Origin of the sequence: Thiohalocapsa sp., from assembly GCF_022340605.1 — a bacterium.
Classification (GTDB): Bacteria; Pseudomonadota; Gammaproteobacteria; order Chromatiales; family Chromatiaceae; genus Thiohalocapsa.
Genome location: NZ_JAJDNQ010000027.1, coordinates 71,836 through 91,070 on the forward strand (window position 1 = coordinate 71,836; position 19,235 = coordinate 91,070).

The following is a 19,235-nucleotide window of genomic DNA, read 5'->3' on the forward strand; positions in this document are numbered from 1 at the left end:
CCATGACAACGACTGAGACGCCCGATGCGCGACAACGGGCAGCCGAGCCCGAGCAGCAGGAGTCAGCAGGGGGAGCGGCGGCGACAGCGCTGCGCACGCGCGCGCTGGAGGCGCTGCGCGCCGGCCACTTCGACCTGGTGGAGCAGGTACTGAGTGACGGCAAGCTGGATATCCCCACGCTGGTGGAAAACCTGCGCGTCTACCAGGCGGAGCTGGAGCTCCAGAACGAGGAGCTGCGCGCCAGCGAGCAGCGGGCGCTCACGGCACTCGCCCGCTACACCACGCTGTTCACCGAGCTGCCCATGGCGGGCTTGGTGGTGGACGACTACGGGCTGGTCCTGGAGGCCAATCCCCGGGCTCGGGATCTCCTGTCGCTGCGGGACATCCGCTCCCACCAGTACTTCCTGGTTCGGCTCGTGCACGAAGACGACCGTGCCGCCGTGGCAGCCGCCTTCCACCGGGCCAAGCGCAGCCAGGCCGAGGCCCTCACCGAGGTGCGCTTCACCGCCGCCGACGGCGACCGCTTCCAGGCGGACCTGCACCTCGCGCGGCTGCCCTCGGACAACGACAACGCACCAGAGCGGTTCGTCTGCGCCATCGTGGACCAGACCGAGGTCATCCGCCAGCGCAATGCCCTGGCCCGCGCCTACGACGAGCTGGAGCGCAGCGAGGAACGCTACCGTGTGCTGGCGGATTTCAGCCCCGAGTGGGACTACTGGTACGGCCCCGACCGGCGCTTCATCTATGTCTCACCCGCCTGTTTCGAGGTAACTGGCTACAGCGCCGAAGCGTTCCGCAAGGAGCCTGACCTGTTCGAGCGCATCGTCCACCCGGAGGACCTGTCCACCTGGCAAGCGCACATGGACGAGGCCCACGACGTGGACCACCACGACCTCGGCCGACTGCAGTTCCGCGTCCGCAGCCACGACGGGCAGGTGCGCTGGATCGAGCACGTGTGCCGGCCCGTATGCACGCCGGATGGACGCTTCCTGGGGCGGCGCGGCGTCAACCGGGACATCACCAAGCGCCACGAGGCACGCGAGGCCCTGGCGCGCAGCGAGGCACTGCTCAACGCCACAGGGCGCCTCGCCAGCGTCGGCGGCTGGGAGCTCCGCACGGACACCCAAGCCCTGCTCTGGACCCGGGTCACACGCGAGCTGCACGAGGTGGACGACGACTACGTGCCCACCGTCCGCAAGACCCTGGCCTTCTACCACCCGGAGGACCGGCCACGCCTGGCGCAGGCGATCCGCACCGCGTCGCAGGACGGCACGCCCTATGCGCTCGAGCTCAGGCTGACCACCGCCCACGGCAACGAGCGCTGGGTCAAGACCACTGGTGAGGCGGTGCGCGACGATGACGGCCACGTCGTGGCGCTGCGCGGCAGCGTCCAGGACATCAGTGCCCGGGTCGCCGCGGACCATGCCCTGCGCGCCAGCGAGGCCCGCTTCCGCTCCGTGTTCGATGCCGCACCCGTCGGCATTGCCGTTGTCGACGGCGACGAGCGCGTGGTCATGTCCAACGCCGCGCTGCAGCGCTTCCTGGGCTACGATGCCGCCGAGCTCCGGCGCATGAGCTTTCGTGACTACACCCACCCGGACGAGATCGGCAAGGAATCCCGGCTCTACGCGGACTTGCTCGCCGGCCGGCGCGGCAGCTACACCCGCGACAACCGCTACCTGCGTAAGGATGGCCGCACCGTCTGGGGGCGCCTGACGGTGGCCCTGTTGCGCGATCCAGACGAGGGCGGCAACTTCGCCATCAGCATGGTCGCCGACATCGACGAGCAGCGCGCCGCCGAGCGCGCGCGCCGCGAGAGCGAGCGCCGCTACCGCGCGCTGTACGAATCCGCCGGCGAGGGCATGGCCATCCTCCAGGGGGGCGTGTTCACGTCCTTCAATGCCGCGGCCGTGCGGCTGCTCGGCTACGAGGACCAGGTTGGGCTGTTGGGCAAACAGCCGGCAGAGCTGTCCCCCGAGCGACAACCGGACGGCGAGCGCAGCGCAGACAAGCAGGCGCGCATCAGCGCCGCCGCGGACAGGGGAGAGGTGCAGCGCTTCGACTGGGAGCTGCTGGGCGCCGACGACAGCGTACGCCTAGTGCAGGTGACGCTGATTCCCGCGGAGCTGGAAGGCGAGCGGGCGCTGTTTTCCATCTGGTACGACCTCACCGAGGGCCGCGCCGCCGCGCTGCGTGAGGCCCGCGCGCATACCGTGTTCGAGAACACCATGGAGGGGATCGTCGTCACCGACGCCGAGCGGCACATCGTCGCCGTCAACCGCGCCTTCACCGAGATCACCGGCTACTCGGAAGAGGAGGCGCTCGGCCAGGATCCGCGCATGCTGCAATCCGGCCGCCACGACGAGAGCTTCTACCAGGCCCTATGGGCATCCCTGAACCGCACCGGACAGTGGCGTGGGCAGTTCTGGAACCGACGCAAGAACGGCGAGATCTATCCGCAGCTCAGCACCATCAGCGCCGTGCACGACCCGGGCGGGCGGCTCATGAACTACATCGGCGTCTTTAGCGACATCACGCAGCTCAAGCGCTCGGAGCAGGCGCTGTACGACCTCGCGCACAAGGACCCCCTCACCGGGCTGGCCAACCGCACCCTGCTGCGCGCCCGGCTGGAGCAGTCCCTGCCGCGCGCCGCCCGCGCGGGGCGCATGCTCGCGCTGCTGTTCCTGGACCTCGACCTGTTCAAGAACGTCAACGACACCCTCGGCCACCCGGTCGGCGACGCGCTGCTGCAGAGTGTCGCCGACGCCATGGCCGAGCAGGTGGGCGGCAACAACAGCATTGCCCGGCTCGGCGGCGACGAGTTCGTCGTGCTGCTGGAGGACATCGGCCATCCCGACGCCGCAGCACACCTGGCGCGGCGGCTGCTCGGCGTCTTCACTCAGCCCTTCGCCGCCCAGGGGCGGGAACTGCACATCACCGCAAGCATCGGCATCAGCGTCTTTCCCGCCGACGGCGAGGACATGGACGCCCTGCTCGCCAACGCCGACGTCGCCATGTACCGGGCCAAGGACCAGGGCCGCAACACCTACCGCTTCTTCAAACCGGAGATGACCGAGGGTGCGGTGGAGCGGCTCAAGCTCGAGAACGCGCTGCGCGGCGCCCTGGCGCGCAGTGAGCTGACGCTGGAATTCCAGCCGCAAGTGCGTCTCGCCGACGGCTGCATGCACGGCGCCGAGGCCCTGTTGCGCTGGCACCATCCCGAGTATGGGCAAATCTCCCCGTCGCGCTTCATCCCCATTGCCGAGGAACTGGGGCTCATCGTCGAGTTCGGCTACTGGGCGCTGGAGCACGCCTGTAAGCAGCTCGCCGAATGGGACGCCCACGGCTTCCTGGTGCCGCGGCTCGCGGTGAACCTGTCGGTGCTGCAGCTCGAGCGCCCCGGACTGGTGAAAGAGGTCCAGGCCATCATGGCGCGCACCCACGTGGAGCCGGACCGCCTGGAGCTGGAGGTCACCGAGTCCATGCTTATGCGGCACGCCGACCAGGTTATCGCCAACCTGGCGGGTCTACGCGACTTAGGGATAACCATTGCCGTGGACGACTTCGGCTCCGGGTTCTCGTCGCTGGCCTACCTCAAGCGGCTGCCCATCCACCGGCTCAAGATCGACAAATCCTTCATCGATCAGCTCACCCAGGACGCCAACGACGACGCCATCACCCGCGCCATCATCGCCTTGGGTCACGGACTCGGGCTCGAAGTGATCGCCGAGGGCGTCGAGACCGAGCCCCAGGCCGAATTCCTGCGCCGCGAGGGCTGCGCCGAGGCGCAGGGGTTCCTGTTCGGCAAGCCCATGCCGGCGCACCAACTCATTGCCAGCGCCCCCTTCAACCGGAGCCCGCGGCCGGGTCGCGCGCGGTACTGAGCCCATGAAGCTCATCGACAAAGACCTCCTCGACAACCTCTGCGCGCGCGCCGATGATCACCCGCGCCGGCGGGTGCACCACCTGCTGCACGACTCCCACGCGGAGGCCGTGCAACGCATGCTCATCGCCGTCCAGCCCGGCAGCTACTTCCGCCCCCACCGCCACACCCGGCCGTCCAAGTGGGAGCTCATGCTCGTCCTCAAGGGCGCCGCCGCCTGGCTCGCCTTCGACGACACCGGCCGCGTCACTGCCCGCCACGAGGCCGGCGCCCACCGCGGCGCCAAGGGCCTGGAAACCCCACCCGGGGTTTGGCACGCCCTCGTCTGCCTCGCCCCCGACACCGTGCTGTTCGAATGCAAGGAGGGGCCGTTCGTGGCGACGGCCGAGTCCGACTTCGCACCCTGGTCGCCAGCCGAAGGCGACGACGCGGCTGGGGTCGCTGTGCGATGGATGTTGCGAGCGAGGGTTGGGGAGAAATTTGGAGTTTGAAGTGCGGAGTGCGTCAGCAGCCGTGGCTCCCTGTTTCGCGCTGTCGGCGTCTGGTCGGGTGGGCGTGAGCCGACATGGCAACACCGTCATCATCTTGACCGTCATCCATCTGTCATAATCCGTGACCAGCGTTCGGACAGGCGCGATCATTCACCGATCGCGACACGATCGCAACATGGCGCGAGTGGGAGCGTGGTGGTCTGAGCCCGGCGCCCCTCTGCGGGTGCACCGACCGTTGTATCACCCACGGGAAACCTTGCATGTCAATCCAGAAAACGTTGCGCAAGCGCGCCAATGGCCACTGGGTCTTCGCGCGGCAGGTCTTGCAGCACCCGCTCCAGATCGGAGCCATCATCCCGAGCTCCTCCTTTCTGGAGCGGCGGGTCGTTGCGGCAGCCGACATCGCCTCGGCCAAGGTCGTGGTCGAATTGGGACCCGGGACGGGCGGCATGACCCGGGCCATGCTGCGGGCGCTCCAGCCTGAGGCGCGGCTACTCAGCATCGAGATCAATCCCATCTTCCACGCCCACTTGGCCCACATCGAGGACGAGCGGCTCATCGCGCACCTCGGCAGCGCCGCGGATATCCGCGAGATCGCAGCGGCCCATGGCCTGGGATTGCCGGACGCCATCGTCTCCGGCATCCCCTTCTCCACCATGCCCCAGGACATGGGGGCGCACATCTTAGCGGATGCCAGCGACTGCCTCGCCGCCGCCGGCCGCTTCGTCGCCTACCAGTTCAACCCTCGCGTCGCGGCGCTGGCCCAACCCTTCTTGGGCGAGCCAGAGATCGGTACCGAACTGATGAACTTTCCGCCGATGCGCGTGTTCCGCTGGGCGAAGGCGGCGGCCTGAACGAGGTCGCTGGGCCTGTAGTGCCCCGCGCTCCCGCTCTTCTTGCTCCGGGGGCCAGCTCGTCGAGCGCGTCCCTGCTTCGCTCCCGTGGCGCCCGGCATCAGGTTCCGCGCCCCCGCCACGCGACGCCCGTGCATCGCTGCTTGCTCCCACGCCAGAGAGACCGTGCAAGCATTCACCGCGGAGGCAGGAAGTCCACGGAGGTTGGGTTGTGGCTATCAGCCTTCTTCCTCCGCGCCCTCCCTGCCTCGGTCGTGCACTCATCGAGTGCGTTCGCTCGCATGCAGTCCCCCCGGGTACGCCGACCTCAGTCGGCACCCGGGAAGGCGCATTTCAGTGAACGTCGAGCCTGGCCCCTTGCTTCGGCATCACACTAGCTCTGCGACGATTCGCACGCATACTTGGGGTTCCCGTCCTTGTCGTACCCGTCCTTGTCGTACCCTTGCCGGTCGTACCCGTTCATATCGTACCCGCACTTGTCGTACCCGTATACGTCGTATCCGGCCGCGTCGTACCCGTCCTTGTGGTGTCCGTCCTTGTCATAACCGTCCTTGTCGTACCCCTCCTTGTCGTATCCCTTCATGTCGTACCCGTACATGTCGTACCCGTCCTGGTTGTAACCATCCTTGTGATGCCCGTCCCGGTAGTACCCGTCCTTGTCGTAGCCTTCCATGTTGTACCCGTACTTGTCGTACCCTTCCGCGTCGTACCCATCCTTATAATGCCCGTCCTTGTCGTAGCCTTCCTTGTCGTAGCCGTCCTTGTCGTAGCCCTCCCTGTCGTACCCGCAGATGTCGTACCCGTCCTGGTCGTAGCCGTCCTTGTGGTACCCATCCTTGTAGTACCCATACTTGTTGTACCCCTCCTGGTTGTATCCGTCCTGGTCGTACTCGCAAGCACCCCCCGTGCTTGGCTCAGATTCGCTCGGATTATCATAATTGTATTGAGCAAGTGCGCCGCCGGATGCGGCGAGAGCCAACGCAAAGCACTGAGAAATCATGACAATCTTGAATGTCGACATGGTGCGGTTCTCCAATTGATTGGCCAGCGCAGACAGTTGTGGAACTGACATAGCGACTGGCGCAAGACGATTGCCGCGAGAGTGGCGGCGCTGAACCGGGCGGGCGCGCGGGCAAGACCTTGATGATGAGACCGCCTCTCGGTAACGGCTGGTCAGTTGTCGCGCCGGATACTCAGCAAGTACACGGCGCGACTCGCATTCCCAGGCTGTAGTCGTCGTCCGTAATCGAACAACCACATCTCCTCATGTTTGGGCAAAGGTTAGACGTTTCCGCAAACATTGTTGAGCATTTTTGTCTACCAAATTGCCGCCAGTAGAAATGACTATAAGTATATGAGCGCAATCACCTATATTCGTCTCTAGGTTTTTGTTTAGGCTGTGCAAAGAGAAATCTTACGTGTTAGCAAAGTAAGTACTTTCACAAGAACGAGAAAACACTCTTCATTCCCTGTAAGGGAAGAACGAGTCGAGTCCTGCTTTTGCCGTTTTCGGGGCAACGACCAAGCCCACGCCGCCAGCGTCAACGCCAATGCGGCGTTCCACCGTCCCTAAGGGCGGAGATTGGCGCAGATTGTGGTTAACGTTGGCTTTCCACGGGTGTCGGTCGCGGCAGCGGGGGCATAGGGCCAAGCAGCCCGATCGTCCTTAGCCCCACGTTGTGCACGGGCGTGCGTATTCGCTAGGGCGGGTGTCAGGACGCCCCGCCGAAGCACGGCGCTGCCCCCCCCGGCAGACAGGCGGCTGATCGCTCAGCCCCAAACCAAACAATGCACGCTGAAGAGCGCGTCCGCGTCGGTCCAGACCTGCTCGGCGATGAAGCCTGCCTCGGCGGCGAGGGCATGGAAGCCGTCGACGCGGTACTTGTACGAGCACTCGGTGTGGATGGTCTCGCCCTCGGCGAAGTCGAACGCCTGGCCTGCCACCTGCACCCGTTGCGGGCGGGTGCTCACCAGGTGCATCTCGATGCGGCTCTGCCCCACATCGAAGAAGGCGTCGTGGCGAAAGGCGCCGCAGTCGAAGTCCGCGCCCAGCTCGCGGTTGATGCGTGTCAGCAGGTTGAGGTTGAAGGCGGCGGTGACGCCGTCGGCATCGTTGTAGGCGGCGTCCAGGCGCCGGATGTCCTTCACGAGGTCAACGCCGATGAGGAGGCGGCCACCGGGGCCGAGCACCTCCCCCACCCGCTTCAGGAACCGCGTGGCGGCCGGCGGCTCGAAGTTGCCGATCGACGAGCCCGGGAAAAAGGCCGCCCGCGGGTGCTCGTGGTGCTCCACCGGCAACACGAAGGCGGCGGAGTAGTCGGCGCAGACGGCGTGGATGATGAGCCCCGGGAAGGCGGCCGCGAGGTCCTGCGCCGAGCGCAGCAAGTGCTCGCCGGAAATGTCCACCGGCATGTAGACAGCGGGCCTGAGCGCGGTAAGCAGGGTGCGGATCTTGAGGCTGGAGCCGCTGCCCAGTTCGATGAGCAGCGCATCGCGGCCGAGCCGCGCCGCCATCTCGGCGCCGTGGCGACGCAGAATGCCGATCTCGGTGCGGGTGGGGTAGTACTCCGGCAGCTCGCAGATGGCATCGAACAGCCGCGAGCCCGCGGCGTCGTAGAAGAACTTGGGTGACAGGCGCTTCTGCGGCAGAGCCAGCCCGGACAGCACCTCGGCGCGCATGTCCGCCGGGGTGGGCTTGAGGTCATGGAAATGGACCCTGCTGGTAGAGTCCGACAAATTCGACATCGGTGCGTTCATGACAGGTCCTCCGCCAGCCGGATGCCCTTGAACTGCCAGCGCTCGTGGGGATAAAAGAAGTTGCGATAGCTGGCGCGCGCGTGGTCGTGTGACGTGGCGCAGGAGCCGCCGCGCAGCACCATTTGACCGCTCATGAATTTGCCGTTGTACTCGCCGAGCGCCCCGGCCGGCGCGCGATAGCCTGGATAGGCGAGGTAGGCGCTGGCGGTCCATTCCCAGCAGTCGCCGAAGAACTGGCGCAGCTCGCCGTCTCCGTGGCGCGGTGCCGCCGGCGCCGGGTGCAGCCGGCCGTTATCGACGAAGTTGCCCGCCACCGGCCGACCCGCCGCAGCGGCCTCCCATTCCGCCTCCGTCGGCAGTCGCTTGCCGGCCCAACGCGCGAAGGCGTCCGCCTCGAAGTAGCTGACGTGGCACACGGGCTCGGCGGGGCGTAGCGGCCGCAGCCCGCCGAGGGTCATCTGCTGCCAGCCGTCGTCGCCCTGCTCCCAGTAGAGCGGCGCCCGCCAGCCCTGCCGCTGCACCGTGGTCCAGCCGTCGGCGAGCCAGAGCGCCGGATTGCGGTAGCCGCCGTCCTGGATGAACTCGAGGTACTCGGCATTGGTCACCAACCGGTCGCCGAGCCGGTACGGCGCCAGCAGTATCCGGTGGCGCGGCGACTCGTTGTCGTAGGCAAACCCGCCCGCCACGTCGGCACCGATCTCGACGATGCCGCCGTCGAACGGCACGAAGCCGAGGGCGTCCGGCTCGGCCGGCGGCGACTGCGGCAGGTCTTCGCGATAGGCCGGCCGCAGTGGGTTGTAGGCCAGGTTGTACTTGATGTCGGTCACCAGGAGCTCCTGGTGCTGCTGCTCGTGATTGAGACCGATGGCGAGCCGTTCCGCCACGCCGGGCCACAGATCTGCCGGGCAATCGGCGATGAGTCGGGCCATGGCGGCATCCACGTGATGGCGGTAGTCGTAGACCTCCGCCACTGTCGGGCGGGACAGGAGCCCGCGCTCAGGCCGCGGCCAGAAGCCGGTCTCGGTCTGCTCGTAGTAGGAATTGAACAGGTACTCGAAGCGCGGGTGGAAGACCCGGTAGCCGCCAAGGTACGGCCGCAGCAGGAAGGTCTCGAAGAACCAGGACACGTGCGCCAGGTGCCAGCGCGGCGGGCTCGCCTCCACGGCGCACTGCAACACGTAGTCCTCGATGGCCAGCGGTTCGCAGAGCTGCTCGCTCAGCCCGCGGACGCGACGGTAGTCGGTCGCCAGCCGCTCGCGGCCGGCAGCGCCGTCATCGCTTGGCGGGCGGCTGGCGCTGGCGGACTCGACGGTCGCTGCATCGGCGGAAATGGGTTGCTGCATCGGATCCTCCCGGGGGCGCTGCTTGCGGCTCGTGCCACGTCGCGGCCGGACACATGGGCACCGGCCGGCGGGCTGTTGTGGTTCTGTGCGTGGCTGAGTGACCGGAGCGGCGTCAGGCCGCTTGGGTTGTTCGCCGCGGCCGACCACGCGGCTGACCGCGAACGGCGTTCATGGCGACGTGGCCGGGCGCGAGGGCGACGACGGTTTGCCGCAACGCATTCGCGGTGCCATCGGCTCGGGCTCTGGGTTGGATCGCGGGCGGTTGGCGCATGGTCGCTGAAGCGTGCGTTCGGCTTGCCCGACGAGCATGGCGGGGGACAACGGGATTTCAACCCGCGACGGCGGCCGCGCCCGGGTGTGTCGCCCTCCAGGGCGACATGGGGCAACACGGTTAGACACCGCGAGCGGTCTCGGCATGTCCGCGCCGGTGCACTAGGGAGGCGTTGCCTCAGACCGACGAGTCATGAGCATCGCTCTCGCAGTCCGAGCAGCGATCGTGGTCGTGGTCGTGGTCGTGGTCGGGTAGTCGATTACGACCACGACCACGACAACGACCTGAGACGGTGTCAGGACTTGTGCACTGTTGCTTCACCAGCCTGGACAGGGTTGCCCCCACCCGCACGGCGGAAGCACTCAGTGCGGCAGGCGACCGATGAAGCGGTAGTACGGAACCCGCAGCAGCGGCAGATAAGGGACGGGCGCCATGGATTCCCACAGCCGGTGCGCCGGCAGGCGCTCCCGCAACGCCTGCGGATGGTCGGGGCATGGGCGCACGCCGTCGTGGGCGAACCAGCGTGGCCAGAACAGGCGGGTGAAGCTGTCGTGCCGAACGAGACCGGCCGGCGGTTTGGCGTCCGACACGTAGAAGTCCGCGACGCCCAATACGCCGCCCGGCTTCAGCATCGCCAGCGCGTTGTCCAGCGCCGCCCGCCAGTCCGGGATCATGGTGAGCGCGTAGGAGAAGTAGACGGCATCGACGGGCTCGTCCGGCCGCCAGGTGCAGGCATCGGCCTCGGTGACGTGGACCTGCTTCCGGTCCAAGAAGCGCCCGCGGGCCTCGGCCAGCAGCGGCGTGCAGAGATCCACGAGGTCCACGCGGCCAAGCGCGTCCAACGCGGGGCCGAAAAAGAGCAGATTGCGCCCGGTGCCACCGCCCAGTTCCACGACACGGGCGCCATCCAGGCTGCCGCGGCTCTCCATCAGGGCGTCCGTCAGGCTGCCGATCATCTCCGCGCGCCCGTGCAGCAACCGCTCACGAAAGGCATCGTACTGGCTCGCCTGCGGCCCGTAGAAGGCCGCGAGCCGCTCGGCATGGCTGCCGCTGCGCGGCTGGCCGCGCAGCATGGACCACAACACATGGGCGTCGCCGGTGAAGGACATGCGAATCAGGAGGTCGGGCAGGATCAGTGAACGGGGTCGGCCGACGCTGCGCGTCAAGCCAGCACGTCGGCCACGTGGAAGCCCGCGTAGGTGTGCACGCGGTCTTGTGGTTGCAGCGCCGCCGTCAACTCCGGATGGAACCTGAGCCGCTCGTGCAGAGGCGCTCGCTCGGGGCCGATCTCCAGGCTCTCCAGGTAGGCGGGTGCGGCATGTGCGCTGCGGAAAATGATGCGGGCATCGGCGCGAGCGCGCTTCAGGATCAGCGCCCATTCCTCCGCCAGCGCGCCCGGGTGGTACGAGCTCATCCAGTCCATGTGATCCAACAGCACGTACTTGGAATAGCTGCGGTCGCTTTCGCTGAGCAGTTCCGCCACGGTGGCCGTGTGCAGCGAGATGCGATCCACCAACCCGCCCTTCAGCGCGGTGAAATTGTCCGGCTTCAGGTATTCCGGGCAGCACTGCTCGGTATAGCCACCGCGGATATAGACCATCCAGAAGTAATTGGTCCAGACCGGCAGTTGCCGGAACACGTATTCGACGGACTCGCGAATAAAGCCCGCGACACCGCGCTCGTGCTGCTGTTGCACCTCTTTGCGCTGCGGGTGGGGCACCCCGAGCATGCTCATGGTGAACTGCCGCGACAGGGTCCAATTGACGCCGGGGGTCCAGAACAGCGGCTCCACGCGATCATCGTAGATGCGGCGCTGATCGTCCAGCGAGCGGGTGCCGAAGAGGTCGTCGATGCTTGCGGCGAGCCTGGGACGCATGCGCAGATAGCCGTGAAAGGTCTTGGCAACGATGCCGGACAGGCCGTGAAAGTAGAAGCTGCCGCGGGGGTTGCCGAACCAGCGTACCCGCTTGTCCCAAAAGCCGCGGGCGAAGGGCGAGAGCCCGGCGCGCAACTCGCGGCGATAGAGCGTCTCGAAGCGCGGGTGGTAGCCGCGGCCGAAGGCGGCGAAGAAGTCATCGAACTCCAGCCGCCGGATGCCCGCGAGCTTCAACTCCAGCAGCGCGTTCTGCCGCGGGTTGGCGTCTACGGCGTGAACTTGCTCCGGCCCCAGCAGCACGTAGTCCAGTACGTTGCAGCCGGCACTGGTGATGACCAGCAGGCGGTCGTCGGCGCCGATATTCAGCACTTGGCGGTCCACCGCCGGATCTTCCCAACAGGTGTTGTAGACCAGGGCGCGGGAGTAGATGGCGTCGAAGACCTTTTGATCGAATTTGTCCGCCAGTGTGGCCTTCGCCTTTACTGCCATGGGCCGTGCGTCTCGCGTGTGAGGTCAATCGGACCAGCCTACCGGAAAAACATGACAATCGTGTGGCGATCTGCCGCGCACATCCTTTCGCATCCTCGGCGTCGGCCCCATGACGTCGCCGTCATGCGCCCGTCGCCGCCGGCCGCAAGCAGCGCGGATGAGCGCAGGGACATGCGCCGATCCTGCCCCTTTGGGCATCGCAAAGGTGGACGGCTCAGTAGGAGGTTGGATGAGCAGGGGGGATGATCGCGGCGACATCCTCCGACTGCGCCCAATGGCGGCAAGGAACAGCGCCCGCGAACCCCGCCCGGCCCTGCACGCTCAATTCTCCGGCGCGCGCCCGTACAACTGCACCAGGTGCTCGAGCCGGGCCGGCAGCTCTGGCGTGACCTGTTCCCAGCTAAAGCGCCAGGTCCAGTTGCCCTCCGCCGTGCCGGGGGTGTTCATGCGGTGCTCGCCGTCCAGGCTCAGCGCGTCCTGCATCGGCAGGATCGCCAGGTTGGCGCGTGAGCCGAGCGCCGTGCGGATCAGCGGCCAAGGCATGGGCTCGCCCGGCTGGCCCAGGTAGTCGTCCACCTCGGCGCGCTCAGCCTCCGGCAAGGACTGGTGCCAGCCGAGGGTGGTGTCGTTGTCGTGCGTGCCGGTGTAGACCACGGCATCGCGGCTGTGCCGGAACGGCAGATAGGGGTTGTCCGCGCCGCTGCCGAAGGCGAACTGAAGGATCTTCATGCCAGGCATGCGGTATTTCTTGCGCAACGCCGTCACCGCGTCCGTGATGATGCCGAGGTCTTCCGCCACCAGCGGCAGCCGGCCGAACTCCCGCTCCAGCCGGGCAAACAGCGCGTCACCGCCGGCGGGCACCCAGCGGCCATGGATGGCAGTCTCCTGATCGGCGGGGATCTCCCAGAACGCCTCGAAGCCACGGAAGTGATCGATGCGCACGATGTCGAACAGCGCCAGCTGCGTGCGCATACGGTCGAGCCAGAACTTGTAATCGCTCTTGGCCAGCCGGTCCCATAGGTACAGCGGGTTGCCCCAGCGCTGGCCGGTGGCGGAGAAGTAGTCCGGCGGCACGCCTGCGACGTTGCGGGTGTGGCCGTCCTCGGTGAGGTCGAAGTCCTGCGGCCGGGCCCAGACCTCGGCGCTGTCATGGGCGACAAAGATGGGCATGTCGCCGAACAGCAGCACCCCGCGCTCGGCGCAGTGATCGTGCAGCGCCTGCCACTGGCGGAAAAACACGAACTGTTCCCAGACCAGGTAGCTCACCGGCTCCGCCAGGCGCTTTCGTGCCTGCCCGAGCGCACGGGAATCGCGCGAGCGCAGCCCCTTGGGCCACTCCCACCAGGGCGCATGGCGCTCGTCGTGGATGGCCTGGAACAGCGCGTAGTCGTCCAGCCAGTAGGCGTGACGCGCGTGGAACTCGTCCAACTCCCGGCGCGCGGCGTCGTCGGCGTGCTGCTGGAAGCCGACGTGCGCCTGGCGCAGCGCGCGGGTCCTGGCGGCCGCGCTGAAGGGTGCCGGGGGCGCCGCCTCCAGCCAGCCGGCCTGCGCCAGCGGCTCCAGCCCGATGAGCTGCGCCCAGCCGGCATGCACCGAGCTGGTCTGATACGGCGAGCCGCTCTCCTGCGGCGGCCCCACCGGCAGCATCTGCCACAGCGTGAAGCCGCAATCAGCGGCGAAGTTGACGAAGTTGTGCGCCTCCCAGCCGAGGTCGCCATTGGCGCCGGCGCCGGGCAGCGAGGTCAGGTGCAGCAGCAAACCGGCGCGGCGCCGGTCGAGGACGTCAGGGGAGGACATCGCGTCGGAGGACATCAGGGAACGTGCAAGCGATCCGGAGCAGGAGAAGCGAGGATGGTACCGGATTGCGGCGCGGGAGTTCCAAGCAGGTTCGGCGCCGACCGCAGCGCCCGCAGGAGCATGCAGTCTAGCGACTCGGGTCTAGAGCCTGCGACCGGTCGCAACATATCGGACAGTGCGAAGTCGCCCGTCGCGTGTCCGCTTGCGACCCTTAGCTGACATCAACATCGCGCATGGACAACTGCGCGAAGCGCGCACCGCCTTGGCCAATGCGTCTCGAAACCACCGTTAGGCGAGCGGTCCGCGACGCTTGCGGAAACATCGGAATTCTCCTCGAGCCTGTGGGTGTCCAGCAGGCGCGGACTGGAAACGCTTAGCATCCGAAAATGCACACAAAATTTCAGCCGACCGAAAAGGCCAATCTGCACCTTGGCATAGCGTTCATTGCCTTCCAAGCATAGGGCGTGAACAGGACCTCACCACGCTCTAGGTCTTCCTAGATGATCGCCCAAGTTCGCCATCGCAGTGGCAAACGGCTACACCATTAGCGAACGCCTTAGAGCGCGCCCGCGCACAAGGCTGCTACTTCCGCTTGCGCGTACTGCGTCCTTTGCGCCCGATACTCCCGAAAACGACGCTGTAGTAAGCCCCTAAATACGCTAGATCTTTTCTCTGGGTCTGGGTCAATATTTGACACAGCCAAATTCTTGTACGGCACTGCTGCCACAAGATATCTGCATTAAGAACCAAATGACCAAAGCCAGCTCTCTCACTTTCGGAAAGCTCGCTTCTCACGATCAAGTCGATGATTCCCGCCTGTAAACAGCGCAGTTCATGAGGCGCCATTTCCCAAAAGCTCAACGCGTAACTGCGCTCTTGCAGAGCTGTCAGTGCGATGCGGGAAGCGCTGTCGTTGCTGTGTCTAATCTCGAAAATTTGGCCTAATGGGCCGTTCCGAAAGCGGGAGGCGCCGTATGCCTTACTTACGAACTGCTCCATTTCGTCGTCTGAGTCGAACAAATAGCGAAAAGGCTCCGGATTGCTTGCTCTATTTAGCTCTCTGACGAACGTCAATGGCTGCTGATGCTCAAGTATCATCCGCTGCAAAGTGTCCTTAAACCGACGCCGATGCCTCTCGGGCCCCCAGTCGATGAACTCACGGGGAGCCGGGCCTAAGAAAGTTTCGAATTCGTCAAAGAAACTTTGCAAATTCTCGTTCGCATCCCGACAGTCTAGCCACTCTATTAGCGGGAGGCTTGCCCGAATCAAAGAAAACCGCCAGGTTCCGAGGTCGTCTGCGTCTTCCAGAAGTTGTAGATAGCCTTGGGTGGTATTCTGCGGATTCTCGAGTATCTCCGTAAGGTTGGCGTTCAATACATCCGGCGCATTGAAGTCATCCAAGAAATGTGGAAATGCCTGTGCCATGACGCGGAACCGGCTGCGGAGGTCCACTAAACCGTGGCAGTCGCTCGGGTCACCAGGAACGTGTTGCAAGAGGTTCCGCACAAAATTTATCTGCTCGTTCTCGGACTCCATACGGTCTAGCGCACGGTTGATTTCGGTCATAACGAGCCGACCCGCGGAATCGAGAATGCCTCTGTTAATCAGCTCAGTTCGGGCAGCCGAGCTCTGAGACCGAGGAAACTTGCACTTGAACGTGATTCTCGAACGTTTGATCTCTTCAAGTAACGAGTCGTAGCTCTCATTGACGCGAGCTTTTGTTGCGTTGTCGGCCGCGCGAAGAGTTTCCCGAACGATGGTCGTAAAGAATTCCGAAGTGATTGGATCATCAACGCCTATGCCAACCTGAGCAGCTTTTCTGATGGCGTACGCGGTGAGGTGATCATTTAAGATCTGATGCTCCTCAGGCGAGAGCAAGAAATAATGCCTCAATGCGTCAGTGGCTCGCACCAGGTCTTCAGCTGTTCTAAGAACCGATCGCCTGGTCGTGACGCCAGAGAATCTGACAGCGTACTTGATCAGACCCCAGGTGATGGCCCACCGATCTGTGCCGGCGAGCGACAACACGTCGCCGGCCGAGCCGCGGGGGAACTTCGGGTATTTGCGAAGGAACTCTGCGGCGCGCTCGATTCTTCTTCTCGTCGATGTAAACATGCGGGTTGAAGTAGGGCGAGGATGGCTTGTGTCTACTCGTCGCCGACTCTTGGCGATCCTTTCTCGGCCGGTCAAGGGCCGGAAGTGGCCGGTGGCTGCCCCAAGGGAGAGTTGAGAGGCGCGCAGATGACCGCTGATTTGGGAGACAGTCCACTGAATGCACGCGGAGTTTCCCATTTCCCGGGGGACATGGTAAGCCCGGATCGGAGATACCGGCCTTCGAGCAAGCGCGCCAAGGTTTCTGTCAACGTCAGCACCCGCAGACTACCGATGGTCTTGCCGTACAGGTGACCAAAGTGGGTGCGATCTCCAGTGACGAGGCACGGACTTGGGCCTGGAGTTCCTCGGAGACCGTGTTCTCGCGCTGAAACTCCCGGACACGCTACTCGGAATAGATCTCGACCGGGAAAGCCGCTGCCGGCTTCAGCAGGATCGCCCCTCGGGAGTTGTGTCCACCAGCAGCGGAGCATCACCGGTCAGGCGGACCGACCGTAGAACGGCACGCGGAATCGTCACCTAGCCTTTCTTTCCCAGAGTGAGCACTCCTGATCATTTGAATTTCGTGGAGACATCCTCGATGGGCTGCAACGAATCCATCTCGATGATTCTAATCCTGTCCCCGGCCGCGTTTAGCGCCTTTCGGACATCGACACTGCGAATGGATTGGTCGCTGTAGGTCTTGTACGCCCAGCGCATATTCTTCAGGTCCGAGGCACTCGTCCAGACCGTGTAGTCATAATGGACTTCGTCGCCATGCTTTTCCCGAGCGGCTCCTACAGGAATATCAAATGCGTTCATAATGTGAAAGACCTGCGGCACAGTCTCCTCTGCTGTGGCAAGTTTCTCGGCGGACTGGGAGAACGCCACCGCACGCACGAACCGCGACGGCGGCGTGAAGTCGCCAGGAATGCCGCGCATACCACTGCCTTGGCCGAACTGTGACAACTTGATCCCGCTCATTTCGATCGGAGGCACATTGGTCGTTGTCAAATTGACGTAGTTCCGGAGATTGGTGACATGCCAGTCGAAGGTCGGAGAGTTTGCCATGACGCCAAGGGGGTTGTCGTAGATCTTGAGGGTCTTGTCGACGGGCTCGATTACCACCGAGGCCCCAGTGCTGTCATGGACAACAAAGTGGCCGGGAAAGCTCTCGCCGCCGATTTCCTTGATGGGATTCGGCACCAGGACGACCTTGCCGAAATTGGCCTTGACCTCTTCGACGCTCCCAAAGTTGGCGAGCAGCCAGGTCCCGTAATCTTCAGGCGCAAGGGTTCGGGAGGCACTCTTTGGATCGGGGTCGGAGTAACTTGCATATGCAGGAAAGTAGAACCCACCGACATACTGATCGTAGCGTTAGTAATGTCAGGATCGCTCAAAACCGGATGCTTGACAAGACAGGCGGTTACTTTAAATGCGATGTGACACTACTACCGAGCGGCTTAGTAAAGACCCTTTTCATTGACCCCGTCCACAACCACGGGCATGCCGAGTAAATTGGCGCCGACAATTCCGTATTTAGATTTGTAGCGCATGCCCTGAGACTTGTCGGGAAGCGAGCTCGTCAACTCGGTGCCAGCCGGAACCACCACGACATCCGACTTGACGTCAAAACCAAACTCCATCGTCCGGCCGACAACAGCGCCCCCGTCCGCGGATATAAGACGTATTCCAGTGCACGCATCCACCGGAGCATTCATTACGCCAACGATTGCACAGGTTGCCAGTAGGTTAATCGCTTGCTGCCTCATCGGTGCTCTCCTCTTCCAGCAGTACTGTTGATAGCTGTTGATTTCGGTAAACTAGATTTCGCTTCCAGTTGTGCCCTTCGACGCAACGTCGCGAACGGCTGGCATGCCGAGGCCAAGCAGCCGCTGAAGACAGGTGGACGGCTGAATGCGTGGCGTCGAGCGCCCAAAGCACGCAACGCCACCCGCGAACGAGGTGCCAGCTCGCCGGCCGCTTGGCTAGCGGACGCGATTGATCTGCTGCCCCAGCATGTCCGCCGTCACCAGCGTGACGCCGTTGTCCGTGACATAGAAGCCGGCCGTCTCGTCGGCCTTGCGGTCGTAGCCGATGACGGTGTCCGGGGCGATGTTGCACCAGCGGTCGATGACGGCGCGCTTGATGCGGCAGTTGCGGCCGATGTCCACGTTGGGCAGCACCACGGTGTCCTGCACGTAGGAGTAGGAGTTGACCCGCACGCTGGAGAACAGCAGGGAGTGCCGCACCGTGGAGCCCGAGATGATGCAGCCGCCGGAGACCATGGAGTCCACCGCCATGCCGCGGCGCTCGTCGCTGTCGAAGACGAACTTGGCCGGTGGCAGTTGCTCCTGATAGGTCCAGATGGGCCAGTGCTCGTCGTAGAGACTGAGCGGTGGCGTCACGCCGATGAGCTCCAGGTTGGCCTCCCAGAAGGCGTCCACGGTGCCGACGTCACGCCAGTAGGCCTGCTCGCCGGACTTGGGATCGCGGAAAGGATAGGCCATCACCTGGTAGCGGCCGATGACGTAGGGGATCAGGTCCTTGCCGAAGTCATGGCTGGAGCCGGGCTGATCGGCGTCGCGGATGAGCTGCTCGTAGAGAAAATCCCGGTTGAAGACGTAGATCCCCATGGATGCCAGCGCCATCCCCGGCTGTCCCGGCGTCGACGGCGGCTCGGCGGGCTTCTCGAGGAAGCCGCGCACGCGACCCTCGGCGTCCACATCCATGACGCCGAACGCGCGCGCCTGCTCCACCGGCACCTCGAGGCAGCCGACGGTCATGTCCGCACCGCTCTCCACGTGGTGCGCGATCATGGTGCCGTAGTCCATCTTGTAGACGTGGTCACCGGCCAGGATCAGGACGTATTCCGGATCGTGGTTGCGGATGATGTCCAGGTTCTGAAACACGGCGTCCGCCGTGCCGGAATACCAGGCGGTCTCGGCGATGCGCTGCTGCGCCGGCCACAGCTCGACGAACTCGCCGAACTCGCCGCGCAGGAAGCCCCAGCCCTTCTGGATGTGGCGGATCAGCGAATGCGCCTTGTACTGCGTCAGCACGCCGATGCGACGGATGCCCGAATTGATGCAGTTGGACAGCGGGAAGTCCACGATGCGGAATTTGCCCCCGAACGGCACCGCCGGCTTGGCCCGCCAGCGGGTCAGATCCTTGAGCCGCGAGCCACGCCCCCCGGCGAGGATCAGTGCCAGCGTGTTACGGGTCAGGCGGCTGACGAAACGCGGTCCGGCATCCGGCATGGGTCACCTCTTGATCAGGTGGTTTGGGGGAAAGCACCGACGTCCGCGCTGCCTCCCGGTGCGGCGCAGGCGCCCGGCCGCCCGGAGCTCCCTGAACCGACGCCACTCGTCGGTCCCCGGCTG

The 19,235-nt window shown here is 64.9% G+C and carries 12 protein-coding genes and 1 pseudogene; 3 read left to right on the forward strand and 10 right to left on the reverse strand.

What is annotated here, in order from left to right:
* Positions 1-2: 2 nt before the first annotated feature.
* From LJE69_RS03870 to LJE69_RS03880, 3 genes are all read left to right on the forward strand, one after another.
* Entirely contained in the window at positions 3-3,884 is a 3,882-nt protein-coding gene (locus LJE69_RS03870; protein ID WP_296921677.1) for a PAS domain S-box protein, read from the forward strand.
* A gap of 4 nt (positions 3,885-3,888) precedes the next feature.
* A complete protein-coding gene (locus tag LJE69_RS03875) occupies positions 3,889-4,374 on the forward strand; it encodes a WbuC family cupin fold metalloprotein (protein ID WP_296921679.1) in 486 nt (161 codons plus the stop codon).
* Positions 4,375-4,634: 260 nt separating this feature from the next.
* Positions 4,635-5,228, forward strand: a complete 594-nt coding sequence (locus tag LJE69_RS03880) for a methyltransferase type 12 (RefSeq protein WP_296921681.1) — start codon at positions 4,635-4,637, stop codon at positions 5,226-5,228.
* Between the two features lie 373 nt (positions 5,229-5,601).
* Here the strand turns inward: LJE69_RS03880 and LJE69_RS03885 are convergent, their stop codons facing one another.
* The 10 genes and pseudogenes from LJE69_RS03885 to glgC form a co-directional block, all read right to left on the reverse strand.
* The gene (locus tag LJE69_RS03885; RefSeq protein WP_296921683.1) at positions 5,602-6,249 is read right to left on the reverse strand and encodes a hypothetical protein; all 648 of its coding nucleotides are present in this window, start codon (positions 6,247-6,249) and stop codon (positions 5,602-5,604) included.
* A 749-nt stretch (positions 6,250-6,998) separates the two neighbouring features.
* Entirely contained in the window at positions 6,999-7,985 is a 987-nt protein-coding gene (gene egtD, locus LJE69_RS03890) for an L-histidine N(alpha)-methyltransferase (protein WP_296921685.1), read from the reverse strand.
* The gene (egtB, locus tag LJE69_RS03895; RefSeq protein WP_296921687.1) at positions 7,982-9,328 is read right to left on the reverse strand and encodes an ergothioneine biosynthesis protein EgtB; all 1,347 of its coding nucleotides are present in this window, start codon (positions 9,326-9,328) and stop codon (positions 7,982-7,984) included. Before egtB ends, egtD begins: the two co-directional genes overlap by 4 nt.
* Before the next feature lie 633 nt (positions 9,329-9,961).
* A complete protein-coding gene (locus tag LJE69_RS03900; RefSeq protein WP_296921690.1) occupies positions 9,962-10,708 on the reverse strand; it encodes a class I SAM-dependent methyltransferase in 747 nt (248 codons plus the stop codon).
* Between the two features lie 53 nt (positions 10,709-10,761).
* Positions 10,762-11,964 carry a BtaA family protein gene (locus LJE69_RS03905; RefSeq protein ID WP_296921692.1) on the reverse strand — a complete coding sequence of 401 codons (1,203 nt, stop codon included), beginning with the start codon at positions 11,962-11,964 and terminating at the stop codon, positions 10,762-10,764.
* Between the two features lie 321 nt (positions 11,965-12,285).
* Positions 12,286-13,761: a 4-alpha-glucanotransferase gene (gene malQ / locus LJE69_RS03910; protein WP_296921695.1), complete on the reverse strand. Its 1,476-nt coding sequence runs from the start codon at positions 13,759-13,761 to the stop codon at positions 12,286-12,288.
* 582 nt (positions 13,762-14,343) lie between these two features.
* A complete protein-coding gene (locus LJE69_RS03915; RefSeq protein WP_296921697.1) occupies positions 14,344-15,876 on the reverse strand; it encodes a hypothetical protein in 1,533 nt (510 codons plus the stop codon).
* 549 nt (positions 15,877-16,425) lie between these two features.
* Positions 16,426-17,196: pseudogene (locus LJE69_RS03920) on the reverse strand (choloylglycine hydrolase family protein); the annotation flags it as partial.
* Positions 17,197-17,315: 119 nt separating this feature from the next.
* Entirely contained in the window at positions 17,316-17,624 is a 309-nt protein-coding gene (locus LJE69_RS03925) for a linear amide C-N hydrolase (protein ID WP_296921699.1), read from the reverse strand.
* A 216-nt stretch (positions 17,625-17,840) separates the two neighbouring features.
* Complete coding sequence (gene glgC / locus LJE69_RS03930) at positions 17,841-19,112, reverse strand: glucose-1-phosphate adenylyltransferase (protein ID WP_296921701.1); 1,272 nt, start codon at positions 19,110-19,112, stop codon at positions 17,841-17,843.
* Positions 19,113-19,235 lie beyond the last annotated feature (123 nt).